At 42.6% G+C, this 13142-nt stretch carries 11 protein-coding genes; 7 read left to right on the forward strand and 4 right to left on the reverse strand.

Features of this window, described 5'->3' with window-relative positions; genetic code table 11:
• Both MKZ09_RS33590 and MKZ09_RS33595 read left to right on the forward strand, forming a co-directional pair.
• Complete coding sequence (locus MKZ09_RS33590; RefSeq protein WP_076202212.1) at window positions 1–1572, forward strand: response regulator transcription factor; 1572 nt, start codon at window positions 1–3, stop codon at window positions 1570–1572.
• A 136-nt stretch (window positions 1573–1708) separates the two neighbouring features.
• Window positions 1709–4330: a family 16 glycosylhydrolase gene (locus tag MKZ09_RS33595; protein WP_076202215.1), complete on the forward strand. Its 2622-nt coding sequence runs from the start codon at window positions 1709–1711 to the stop codon at window positions 4328–4330.
• Between the two features lie 187 nt (window positions 4331–4517).
• Here MKZ09_RS33595 and MKZ09_RS33600 read toward each other — a convergent pair whose 3' ends face one another.
• The 4 genes from MKZ09_RS33600 to MKZ09_RS33615 form a co-directional block, all read right to left on the reverse strand.
• Window positions 4518–4898 (reverse strand): FlxA-like family protein, encoded by a 381-nt coding sequence (locus tag MKZ09_RS33600; protein WP_038573907.1) that lies wholly within the window; start codon window positions 4896–4898, stop codon window positions 4518–4520.
• 199 nt (window positions 4899–5097) lie between these two features.
• A complete protein-coding gene (locus tag MKZ09_RS33605) occupies window positions 5098–5808 on the reverse strand; it encodes an ABC transporter permease (protein WP_038573909.1) in 711 nt (236 codons plus the stop codon).
• Entirely contained in the window at window positions 5805–6650 is an 846-nt protein-coding gene (locus tag MKZ09_RS33610) for an ABC transporter ATP-binding protein (protein WP_076202218.1), read from the reverse strand. Before MKZ09_RS33610 ends, MKZ09_RS33605 begins: the two co-directional genes overlap by 4 nt.
• A 104-nt stretch (window positions 6651–6754) precedes the next feature.
• Window positions 6755–7690: a LytTR family transcriptional regulator DNA-binding domain-containing protein gene (locus MKZ09_RS33615; RefSeq protein ID WP_076202221.1), complete on the reverse strand. Its 936-nt coding sequence runs from the start codon at window positions 7688–7690 to the stop codon at window positions 6755–6757.
• 386 nt (window positions 7691–8076) lie between these two features.
• Between MKZ09_RS33615 and MKZ09_RS33620 the strand changes: the two genes are divergently transcribed.
• The 5 genes from MKZ09_RS33620 to MKZ09_RS33640 all read left to right on the forward strand — a co-directional run bounded on the left by MKZ09_RS33620 (window position 8077) and on the right by MKZ09_RS33640 (window position 13142).
• Complete coding sequence (locus MKZ09_RS33620; protein ID WP_179089519.1) at window positions 8077–8226, forward strand: hypothetical protein; 150 nt, start codon at window positions 8077–8079, stop codon at window positions 8224–8226.
• Between the two features lie 137 nt (window positions 8227–8363).
• Window positions 8364–9761, forward strand: a complete 1398-nt coding sequence (locus MKZ09_RS33625) for a radical SAM/SPASM domain-containing protein (RefSeq protein WP_076202224.1) — start codon at window positions 8364–8366, stop codon at window positions 9759–9761.
• Complete coding sequence (locus tag MKZ09_RS33630) at window positions 9758–11218, forward strand: radical SAM/SPASM domain-containing protein (RefSeq protein WP_036682397.1); 1461 nt, start codon at window positions 9758–9760, stop codon at window positions 11216–11218. Before MKZ09_RS33625 ends, MKZ09_RS33630 begins: the two co-directional genes overlap by 4 nt.
• A gap of 18 nt (window positions 11219–11236) precedes the next feature.
• Window positions 11237–12469, forward strand: coding sequence for a hypothetical protein (locus MKZ09_RS33635; RefSeq protein WP_052097394.1), 1233 nt, complete (start codon window positions 11237–11239; stop codon window positions 12467–12469).
• Window positions 12429–13142 (forward strand): ABC transporter ATP-binding protein, encoded by a 714-nt coding sequence (locus MKZ09_RS33640; RefSeq protein WP_036682398.1) that lies wholly within the window; start codon window positions 12429–12431, stop codon window positions 13140–13142. Before MKZ09_RS33635 ends, MKZ09_RS33640 begins: the two co-directional genes overlap by 41 nt.

A 13142-nucleotide genomic window follows, 5' to 3' on the forward strand; every position in this document is an offset into this window, starting at 1 on the left:
ATGATCAATATTCTAATTGTGGACGATCAAAAGCACATTCGTGATGGGCTGCAGGCGATGCTGCGCCAATTTCCGCTGCAGCTGGACAATATTTACTGTGCAGTAAACGGAATTGAAGCCTTAGATATATTGAGTCAGCACAACATCCAACTGGTGATTACTGATATCAGGATGCCCGATATGGATGGACTGACGCTGATGGCGAAGAGCAAACAGGAGCATATTGAGGTAGATTACCTGATTATTAGCGGCTATAGTGATTTTGCCTATGCTCAAAAAGCCATCGAACTTGGAGCAAAAGGCTACCTGCTCAAACCTGTGAAACGTGAAGATCTGCAAACCGCAGTAGAACATGTAGCAAATGAGATAAAAACACGGCAGGCGCTCTCGCGTAATATGGAGCATATCTCCCGCCGCGCCCGGGAGACAGACCGCAAAGAACTGAGTATGTTCATGCAGGGTGCAATGATTGATGAAGCGTGGGTTCTCCAGACCCAGCAACAGAATCCAGAGTTGTGGAGTAATTACCGCCTGTGTCTGCTGCGGGAGGAATTATGGATTAACCAACCGGGGGCCGACAGTAGCCACAGTATGGAATCCCTTGCCTACCGTGTGTATGGCAGACGAGGGTGTATATGCCTGCAACACCGCCCGTACCTGATTCTCGCGGTTGATGCGGCCGTAGATACGGGAGCCTTCCCGGCCGCCCTCAAAGCAGGACAGATAGATGCCATTACTGCCATGACCAGCCCGCAGCAAGGATTGAAGGAGTTGCCCCGCAGCTATACACAAGCGCTAGAGCTCTATCGCCACAGTTACCTGTTTCCAGAGAAGAGCTGCATCTTGCCAACACATATTGAGCGACTGGAGCAGCAGTGGGAGCTTCCCTATGAGGAGTTATATGCCCTGTTCCAGTTAATCGGCACCAAAAACAGCGGTACAATCACCCAAGGCATTTCTATGATATTTCACAAAGATACATTGCAACGTTATCACATCCAATACACACAGCAGCTATGCCGTGCCATTGTACAGATGCTGGAGGAATCTGTGCGTGTAATCCGCCCGTACATGGGGGAAGAAGCGCTGGACATCGAATGTTTACGTAATCTATTCGATTATCCGGGTATTCGCGATTATATTCAGGCGCTGCAACAACAGCTGCTTCGGCTGAACCAATTTTATTATGAATATAAGTGCAGCTATCGCAACTCGCAAGATTTGAATGAAGCCATACGCTTTATACACGAAAGCTATCATAAACCCCTGGATCTCGCGATGGTATCGAACCACGTGTCGCTTAATTATGCCTATTTTTCTAACCTGTTCAAAAAAAATATCGGCAAAGGCTTTGCAGAATACTTGCGCGATGTGCGCCTGGATAAAGCCCGGCGGCTGCTGGCCGAAACCGATCATAAAATTGTAGAGGTAGCCACCATGGTAGGGTATGAAAGCTACAAAAGTTTTACACGGTCATTTCGGGATGTCATGGACATGCAGCCCACAGAATACCGGCAAATGATGCGCCGGAAGCACGACAGCGAGGAAAAGTACCGTGACACAGCGCTATAAATAATCAAAAGCCAAAAAATTGGGTTAGAACAAAAATAATTGTACCTTTTAGCTGATTATTATATTCGATAGAATAGAGATGACCCTAAATGTAAGCGGTTTCGTTTCTTCATTATTTTATTAAAGGAGGGCAAGTATGAAACGAATTTACAATACGGAAAGTGGTTTTAAGCAGAAGGTATTTAGTTTGTTCTTAGCAGTAGTACTGTTGGCCGGGGTTGGTCTATTGCCGACTTCGAAGGTGCAGGCAGCAGGAACCACAGTTACCTCTATGTCTTACTTTTCAGCGGCAGACGGTCCTGTCATCTCAAAATCAGGGGTTGGGCAAGCTAGCTATGGTTTCGTCATGCCTACATTCAATGGGGGCTCTGCCACCTGGAATGATGTTTCCGATGACGTCGGTGTAAAAGTAAAAGTTGCTGGAAACTGGGTGAATATTGACATTGCAGGCGGCTATACCTACAACCAAAATTGGGGACACTGGAGCGACGGTGGCTTGAATGGCTATTGGTTCACTCTCTCCTCAACAACGGAGATTCAGCTATTCTCCAAGGCTAATGGAGTTACACTTGATTACACCCTGGTATTTCAAAACATAAACAAAACGACCATTACTGCTATGGCCCCTACACAAGGGCCGCAGATTTCAGCAGGATTTACAGGAAGTGCAGGCTTTACTTATCCTACCTTCAACAATGATCCGGCCGTTACCTATGAAGCCGTAGCTGAAGATCTGAAGGTATATGTAAAACCTGTAAGCAGCAGTACATGGATTGATATTGACAATAATGCAGCCAGCGGCTGGATCTATGATAACAACTTCGGACAATTCACCGAAGGCGGCGGCGGCTACTGGTTCACCGTAGCAGAGTCTATCAACGTCAAGTTAGAATCGAAAACCTCAACGGCTAACGTCGTTTATACCCTCACCTTTAATAAACCTGTAAGAAATTCATATGTCTTAACTCCTTATGAGGGAACGACCTTTACCGCAGATGCAAAAGGTGTAATAGGTGTACCGCTACCTAAGATTGATGGGGGCGCTCCAATAGGCACTGAACTAGGAAATTACGTATACCAAATTAACATCAACGGACAATGGGTTGCTATGAGTGATTCCAGCCAGAGCGGATTTGTATACGCCGGCAATGGCTATAACAACATGTCCGATGCCAACCAGTGGGGCTATTGGGCTGACTACATCTATGGGCTTTGGTTCCAGCCCGTCCAAGAGGATGTGCAAATCCGTATTGGCTATCCATTAAATGGACAGGCGGGCGGAAGTGTCGGCAATAATTACGTCAACTATACCTTTATCGGCAATCCAGATGCCCCACGTCCGGATGTATCCGATCATGATGACATTGCCATCGGAACACCAAACGACCCGGCGATAGAGGGCATGAATCTCATTTGGCAGGATGAATTTAACGGAACAGCACTCGATACGAGCAAATGGAGTTACGAACAAGGTTATTATATTACTGACGATCCGAATAGCTGGGGCTGGGGCAACGCGGAACTGCAGCACTATACAGACAGTACACAAAATGTATTTGTACAGGACGGAAAGCTGAATATCAGAGCTTTGAACGATTCAAAATCCTTTCCACAGGACCCAAGCCGGTATGCCCAGTACTCATCCGGCAAGATTAACACCAAAGATCAATTGTCCTTCCAGTACGGCAGAGTAGATATTCGTGCTAAGCTGCCTACAGGTAACGGCGTTTGGCCAGCACTTTGGATGCTTCCGGAAGATGCCGCTTATGGAGCGTGGGCCGCATCCGGGGAAATTGATATTATGGAAGCCAAAGGACGCTTGCCCGGCACGACCAGCGGGGCCATACACTTTGGCGGACAATGGCCTGTAAACAGATATATTGCTGGTGAGTATCACTTCCCTGAAGGTCAGACCTTCGCCAATGATTATCATGTGTACTCCATGATCTGGGAAGAAGATAATATGAAATGGTATGTGGACGGCAAGTTCTTCTTTAAAGTCAGTAGAGATCAATGGTATTCCGTAGCTGCACCTAACAATCCGAACGCCCCATTCGATCAACCCTTCTACATCATTATGAATCTGGCGATCGGCGGGCACTTCGACAGCGGGCATACCCCAGATCCGTCGGATATTCCTGCAACAATGCAAGTGGATTATGTTCGTGTCTATAAAGAAGGCAACAGCGAGAATCCGGTAAACGTGCCGGTTACCGGTATTTCTCTGAATCAAACCACTGCGCAGGTGGAGGTCGGACAGACTGTGCAGTTGAACGCCAATGTTGCCCCGTCTAATGCAACCAATAAGCAGGTCACTTGGACCGTATCAGGTACCAACGTCGCTTCCGTGAATCCGAACGGTCTCGTGACGGGACTCACTCCAGGCACAACAACCGTAACGGCTACAACAGCCGACGGTAATAAAACAGCCCTCTCCACCATCACTGTTGTACCGGCAGCATCATCCGGTGTTATCATTGTCGGCGATGAGGTGCGGGGCCTGAAGAAAATAGGTGACGACCTGCTGTTCTATGTGAACGGCGCAACCTTTGCCGACTTACACTATAAGTTGAATAACGGTGGGCAGCTAAACGTAGCCATGACCCCGGCAGGGAACGGTAGCTATACCTACCCTGTAAATCACCTGCAACACGGGGATACCATCGAGTACTCCTTCACCTATAATCCGGGACAAGGGGCCGTCGATTCCCCGACGCTCTCGTATATCCATGGGGTAACCCAAGGAACACCAGAATAAAATAGTTGAACCCTAAGCAACTGCATGAACACAAATAGGCGAGGAGGAAGTTTTGAAGCTTCCCTCTCGCCTATTTTGTTGTTTTTACCGTGCTGCGGGTCTTCTCGGTGGAAGCTCGGCTAGCTAGCCTCATGATTATGGAGTGTCAGTTCATCACCTGACGCTTTCCGCACCTTCGCTCGCTTGCCTAAATTAACGCGTCGAAATGACCCTCCGCGTCCACCGTCGCCGTCCGGGGATCAGTCAGGCCGATGCCCTTGAGGCCTCCCTTTCCTTCATTTCCCCAAAGGGGGAGGTGATCTTGAAGCGGAGAAGCAGGCACAAAATTTACGGAGGTACTGCTCCCGCTTTTCTGTACCAGTTGGGACTCCAGCAGCCGGATTTGCCGCTGCAGCTGCTCCCTGCGATAAGGAGTTTGCATCTCACTTCCTTGTGCCGCATTCACTTTATCCAGTTCCATCATCAGCCGGTTTCGCTGTTTCTCCAGAGAACTGACATCACTCTGTGTACCGCCGTAGGCCGCAATGGTCTGTACGGAGCTGATGCCTGATACTGTCTGTGCCGCCATGATCTTTCCCCCGTTTCCTTGGCTCCCAATCCAAAATCAGCCAAATTTGAAAGTTCTAATCATCTTTATTACCCGGCAGGCCCCGTCATGACAACATCACAGCCTCAATTGGAAAATAATCGTCGTATAGTCTCAGTCGGCTTGTTTCAACCCTACCAAAGACCCACCGAAGGCTGGCTAAAGTCCCTTCAGAGCTCCCTTACTCGTCCTTCAACCGCCGCTGATATAAAATGACAGACACTACTGTTAGCACAACCGTCCATGCCAAATTAATGAGGAGTGGTTTCACTACATCGCCCGTCGTATAACCTGTATTGCTTAGACCCAGCAGATGCACAAGCTGACTGCTTGGCATGTAATCCAGCACTTTGAAGACCGGATAATCCTTCACTAGTACTTCTCCCCACGGTGCCCCCATAAATATGAACGCCACAGGGAGTATAGATAATGAGGATTCAAGCAACGTCTTGGAGAATAAACCGCAGATCGTCCCGGCTGCAGTGTACAGAATAATCGAAAGAATGATTACTGCCACAAATGCCCATATATTAGCTGGCTCATAGCCAAATAATAATGTAGAAATAGCGAGAACAACAGCAGACATGACAAAGACCAAACTGCTTTTACCGATTAGTACATCCATGGTCGTAGCCGGTGTCATCATTAATGACCGTAAAGTGTTACGTTCCTTCTCTTCCGCAATCAAGCAGGCTTGTGCGAAACATGTTAGCAATACAAACGAACTATTAAAAAGAAAACCGCTGGCTCCAGGTAAAGACGCACCTGCCCTCTTGAAAATCAGAGCAATAATAATAGGAAAAATCAGCATAATGGACAGCGCGTAGTTACGTGAAAACTCTTTGTAATCCTTCACAAATATCGCCCGGGCACGTTTGTATGAGATACTCATAGTAGCTCACTTCCTGTCATTTTAATAAAAATATCACCTAGACTTGGCTCTTTCGTTTCTAACCGGTCAATTAGCCCCCGCTTCATCCAATCCGCGATTTGGTCAGCCGCCCCCTCATCGATCGGGAGCTCGTAGGTTTCCCCATTGATTAAGTCCACACTAATTACGTTCTCCCGGTGCTGCCGTTTAAGTTCCTTCGGTGAACCGATGGTTTGGATTTGACCCTGATACAGAATCGCTACACGGTTGCATATCAATTCTGCTTCAGACATATCATGCGTAGTCAGAAAAATCGTAGTTCCTTTCTCATTTAAGTAGCGTAAGCCTTTATAGATATGTGCTGTGTTTACCGGATCTAGAGCCGAAGTTGGTTCATCCAGGAATAATAATTCCGGCTCATGGATAATCGCGCATGCCAGCATGACACGCTGACGCATCCCTTTGGATAAGAGGTTAGCTTTCTTTTTGCGCTCCCCGCTTAAGTTTACAAACTGCAGCACCTTGTCGACCGCAGATTTGGGAAGATCATATAACTTACGATACAACTCCAGATTTTCCTCAATACTTAACCTCTCATATAGACCACTGTTATCCGTCAAAATGCCAAAACGCATCTTCTGAGCAGACTGCTGCATCATCTCCGCCGGCTGGTCAAATACACTTGCCTGTCCACTTGTCGGATTTAACTGTGCCGTTAGAATCTTAATTAATGTTGTTTTGCCTGAGCCACTCGGGCCAAGGAAACCAAAAATTTCACCCTTAGGAATTGAAAAAGAAACATCTGCTAACGCATCCTTTTCTCCAAATCTCTTACGGATACGTTCTACCCGGATAACATTCATTAACTCCACATCCTTAGTGTTGATGGCTTAAACATATACAGATTACATGCTTCCTGCCATCAAAACGCGCCGAAATGTAGCTGTAAGCGCCTGAATGGTACCCTTTAAATGTTAAGAAGTGCTTTTAAATCAGGCAATTTTGAACGGGATAACGGAACCACGGCATCTTGACCTGTATTTAATCGCAAGCTGTAGCTATTTTTCGTCCATGTAATAATCTCTCTTACTTTTTGCAGATTAACAATGTAGGATCGGTGACACCTAAAAAAACCGAAATTTAATAATCGCTGCTCGAGCTCGGTCAGCGTCAACGCACAGTCATAATTTTCACCGTCCACATGAACAAGGATTGACCCCTCTACACTTTCTATAAAATCAATTTCAGGCGGATTAAATAAAATCACTTTGTCATTTCTTTTGGTAGAGATCTTCTGCAAGGTTATATTGGCCTCGTCTTGTTTCTGAACTTCCTGCTTATCCTCGTCGAAGTCCCGAATATCCAATGGATGAAATCCCGATTCGTTCAACCGATAAATGGCATCACAGGAAATAAGGGCATCCTCTAAATTCGAAGTTAAAATTAAAATCTGCTTTTCTTGTGAAAGATCATCCAGAATCCGTTTGAGTTGACGACAATCTTGCTCTTCCAAGTAAAAATAGGGTTCCTCCAGTACAAGTGTAGACTGATGCGCAAAAAATACACGCAGCAAGGTCACATACATTCTTTTCGATGAGCTTAGATCCTTGATCTTTACCTTCCGTTCTTCTTTTAAAGCAAAATAATCTATCAACGAAGCGGCACGCTCATTCCTCTCCGTTACTCTGATTAGAAAAGTGATTAGTTCCTCCACCGTTAAACGCATATACTCGTTTTGCCCAGCCCGAAATAAATAATATTGGGAATGATCCCCTAATTGATTCATTAAAAGCTGCTTTCGCTTCAAGTCCGTTATGATGCCAACCGATTGGTTCGGTGTCATATTTAATTCGATCTTCGGTAGAAATAATTCCCCATTATAATAAATTGGTTGAAATTGCATGCCATCCTCCCGGTCAGTGCTGCTATAGGGTATACTTTTTCAATTTTGTTCCTGTTATTTCCTCCTCGATAAATACGATTTAGGTAATATTTAATGCAAATATTAGTAGTCAAGGCATCTAGTTTACCGCATCTCTAGTGAGCAGGAATTCCCTCAACTTAAATTCCTCACTGAGATTTAATACATTTATTTCGAAAATTTTGGAAGAGTTTTGATTTTGTGACTAAATTCACATAATAAGTAGATTTAAAATTATAGAATAACATTGTAAATAAATGGGTTATTAGGGTATCTAAAGAATCAATGGATGTCATTAGGTTTGGGTTAACAATTTTATCTAAAAGCATCTTTCTTCTAGATAAAAATAATATAAAGGAGGTTTACATATGTCGAGTGAAAATCAGTTCAAAACTCGCTCCGTGAACGACGACAAGGATCTATGGACAGAATTATTTGATCAGGTAGAAACATTGGAAAATCGTGACGAAATGGCCTGCATTAATCTTTGTTGCTGGAATTGTTGTTTCCAAATTTGAGTCGATGAAAAAAGCCGTTCTCTGCGGCTTTTTTTTACGAATAATTCTTTAATACCCAATATAAGTGATTCACAATAAATTATACAATTAAACAATATTTTTTAATAATTCCAAAATTGTATAGAGGTGAAAATATCATGATAGTAAATAAATACCATTTAAGATATGAGTTTGATGAAAAAAACCTTGTTATCAATACTTTGACAGGTGCTGTAGATTTTTTCTCTGCAGAAATGCTTGATTTACTGGATTCAGCAAAGAGTTGGGAACTATCTAATTACCCGCCTGAGCTTAAAGAAGACGATATCGAGTTCTTATTGAGGAGAGGCTACATTTTTGAGAATAATGAAGATAAGGAGCGACGATTAAACCAAGCATCACAAATCATGAATTATGATCAATTCATGCATTATATTATTTGTCCGACTTATGCCTGCAATTTTCGTTGTACATATTGCTTTGAAGATCATTTGCTTCATGAGAGTACACGCTTCATTACCGAAGAACAAATAGAGCATGCGTTTTCCGCAATTGATATTCTGCATAAAGAAAGCGGAATGGACAAAGGATTAATTAACCTATTCGGAGGTGAGCCCCTCTTACCTCCCGCCAAGAACATGGTAGAAAAAATCTGCGAAGAAGCGGAAAAACGAAATTTTATAATCGGTTGTAATACAAATGGTTATCACTTGAAAGCTTACGCCGACATTTTAGAACGCTTTCGCGATTGTTTAAGTGTTATGGTTTCTGTCGATGGCCCTGAGGAAATACATGATAGTCGGCGCTTTTTATCTGGAGGACAGGGTACATTTCAACGGATACACCAAGGCGTTAATGAATTATTAAACCGTAACATCCCTGTTATGATCCGGATTAATATAGATCAAACTAATATTAAAACTGTACCTGAGTTAATAAAGTACTATCATCAATGCGGCTTCTTCGGGCATCCTTCCTTCTCAATAACCTTTGCTCCTGTAACAGATCATACTTGTCTAGGTCTGAGTTCTACTTTGATGAAAGGTTATGAGATTGCAAAGTCTTTAATCCGACACGTCCCTAACTTTACAGAACTTGAAAAACAAAAGAAGATCGGCCTTAGTCCTGAAATGTTCCGTTTCTTCCGGACAGGCATGTTACTTGATCCTGAATTACAAGATAGAGTTGGGATTATTTCGCCACAACTTGTCTACTGTGAGGCTACTGAAGGAAAAACCTATGCTTTTGGACCTGATAATAATATGTATGCATGTCCGGATTTAGTGGGAAAATCAGAATATCGCATCGGCCAGTTCTCCCCTGTTTTTACGAAGGAACCCGTTTTTGACCAATGGAGAAATTTTAATGTTCTACAAATACCCAAATGCAAAGACTGCTCTGCAGCAATGATTTGCGGCGGCGGCTGCGCTGCACAAGCTTTATCAACATACGGAGATCTGGACCTTCCTTGTTGTCCGGATGCAAAGAACATGCTTGGTCAATATCTACACGAATTGCAGGAGGAAGCTGCACAATACGAGGAGGTTAAATCATGATCAAAAGCACATATAATTCTATTCATCCTATTAACAATGGGAATTATATCTTGATTAATTCTCTTAGTGGAGCAGTAGATGTAGTGGATGGTCTAGTAAAGGAACGGCTAGATCGGATTGAACAGACTAATCTGCAACGAGATAATCAAGATGAGGTTGAACTACTTACTTTTTTCAAAAAAAGAGGGTATATCTTTCATAGCCTTGCAGAAGAACAACAAATACTTTTTAAAGTTAAAGATGCAATGGAAAAAATGACGGCAAAGAGTAAATGGGGTATGACCTTCAATGTTTGTACAACATATGCTTGTAATCTAAGGTGCCCCTATTGCTATCAAGGCCATCAAATTCATGACCATAATCATGCATTAGACTCAGATGAAATAACCAAAATGTTCGAAGCTATTACTCAAATTATTAAAATGGAAGAAAATCGTGGCCGCTTCATAGGAGCACAACATCGTATGGTTTTATATGGAGGAGAACCACTTCTTCCGCAGACTAAAAATACAGTTAAAGAAGTGGTAGAACGTGCTGTTAATGAATATGGTTTCCGTATGTGCGCTATTACTAACGGGACATTCTTGCATCAATTTTTAGATATTTTTCAACCTTACCGTGACCAATGGGATTTCTTTCAAATTTCACTTGACGGCCCCAAAGCTGTTCACGATAAACGGCGTATCATGGCTGGTGGACAAGGAACATTTGATCGTATAGTCCAAAATATTGATATGGCCCTGGAACGAGGCTTTGCCGTTGCTACTAGGACAAATGTTAACAAAGAAAATCTGGGTCATCTGGTCGAACTGGCTAATTTCATTGAACAAAAGGGCTGGAATAAGTTCCCCCACTTTGGTTGGCAAGTCACGCCTGTTACTAATCACTTCAGTGAACCAATGCCCGACCACTTACCTGAACATGAACTGTTGATAGCCCTATATGAAATGTTCGGCGACTTGGATTCTTTTATTGATAAATACAACGCAAGACTGGGATCAGTGATAAACATGCGCACCTCACGAATTAGAAACACGATCCGATCTTTTGATTGGAGCAGGATGGACGATATGGATGCTTGTACTTCCTCGGGGGTCACTAGTGTTCCACATTTTAAAGAATGCAGCGCGCGCGAACAACGTTTCTATTCATTTGGGACAGAAGGACTTATCTATGCCTGTCCCGACTCTGTAGGCCGTGCAGAGACCGCCGTTGGATCATTTTTCCCAAAATATGAGCTGAATTCTGAAGCTCATCAGCAATGGGACCGGGGAATTACAGATTCCAAGGAATGCACGGAATGCTCTATCTCTCTCTTTTGTGGTGGTGGTTGTGCTTATGCCAATTTAATGAGGAATGGAGATATTACAAAGCCCTATTGTAATTATGCCAATGAAACAATAGATGTTTATATCAAACATAATAAACACCTTTTCGAAGAATTGGGTACCGTCTAAAGAAAGAGGGGGATAATTATGAATGCGATAGCAGCAACAAAATATCCCCAATTGATACCCTATATTATCCATGAAATGGATGTTTGGGAAGAGGGGGCTCGCTATTTAGTTCACTTTGACAATGGTCTACAAATGAAAGTAACAGAAAAGATTTTAACCATTTTTAACTGTATGGACGGAAAAAAGTCGCTTTTAGAGATTTCTGAGCAATTATTAGAGAAATATGAAGTTGCCCCACGCTTAGAAGAGCTACAATATTTATTAGAACATCTTCTAACTGAGAAGGGTATCGTTGTAGGGAGCGAAAAAATAGCAGAACATTCCTCGGCCATCCGTTTTCGTACTCCACTATTAAATGCAAGCCGACTGGAAGGCTGTTCCCAACCCTTTCAGCATCTTTTTTCTTTAAAAGGTATTTGTATTTTTGGAGTTCTTATGAGTATTGCCCTCTACAACTACATAATAAATTTAAGTCTTTCTGCAAATAAAGCAGATTTAGGTTCTTATCTTTTTTGGATTATTACTTTTTTCATGATTTTGTTTTCGGCTATATTCCATGAATTTGGGCATACAGTGGCGGCTTTTAAATATAATGTTAAACCAAGAGATATGGGGATCGGATTGTTTTTTTTAGCCCCTGTTCTTTTCGTGGATTTGAGTGATGCTTGGAAAGCAAGTAGAAAAGAGCGAGTAGTGATCGACCTTGGAGGTATATATTTTCAATTATGGATATTTATTATATATGAATTATCATCTATAATAACAGGGAGCAATATACTATTTACTGCCAACCATTTTATTTTGCTTTCCATTATTAGCAATCTAAATCCATTATTACGTCTTGATGGTTTCTGGGTACTTACAGATATCCTCGGAATTCCCAACCTGCATACTAGAACTTTTACATTGGTAAAACAAGGATTATTGGGATATGTATGTAGGAAACGACTTTTCCGCGAGAAATTTAGATTAAATATTATCAATATGAGCAGTACTTACAAGAAAGTGTTTTTAGCGTATTCCTCTTTATACTTAATTGTTTTCAGCATTGCTTTAATGTATATGTTACGTTTTATTTTTTCATTTACTTCCCTCTTTCATTCTTGGAACTGGACAAACTTCAAAGGCCTTTTGATAGTGATTGTGATATTAATTCTTCATTTCACCATATTACTTATTAAAAAAATTAACAGAAAGAAGGAAAATTCAGTTGATTGTAGAACAACCGATTCTGGCCATCCAAAATCTTAACAAAGAGTACGAATCCGAAGCCGGCATAATATCTGTTCTTAAGGGAATAAATCTGAAGTTTTACAAAAGTGAGATTGTAAGCATTATGGGACCCAGCGGCAGCGGAAAATCAACCCTGCTTGGGATTATGGGATCCCTAGATAAGCCTAGTACAGGGAAAATCGCACTTGAGGGTAAGTCAATCGAATCTTTATCTGAAGAAAAACTTTCTGATTATCGCGCACAAAAAATTGGGTTTGTTTTTCAATCCTTCAATCTAATCTCTACAATGACCGCTCTTGAAAATGTAATGCTTCCCATGTTCTGCATCAAAGGCACCCGACATAGTGAAATACGTAAAAAAGCAGAAGAAATGTTGAAGCTTGTGGGGATGGGCGATCGGATGAAGCACCTGCCTAATCAACTATCCGGCGGACAACAGCAACGTGTCGCTATTGCAAGAGCTCTGATTAATAAGCCCTCTCTAGTCATTGCTGACGAGCCAACCGGCAATTTAGATCGTGATTCCGGACAGAAAGTTCTTGACCTTATCTTCCGCTTAAAACAGCAAATGAGAATGACCTTCATTATTGCTACCCATGATCCAGAGGTTGCTTCAAAATCCGACCGAGTGATTTACATTAGAGATGGAAGGGTTGAAACTGAGGATCCTTGTCTGAGTAAAGGAAGGTGA

This window comes from Paenibacillus sp. FSL R5-0908 (assembly GCF_038006245.1).
Taxonomy (GTDB): Bacteria; Bacillota; Bacilli; order Paenibacillales; family Paenibacillaceae; genus Paenibacillus_AQ; species Paenibacillus_AQ odorifer.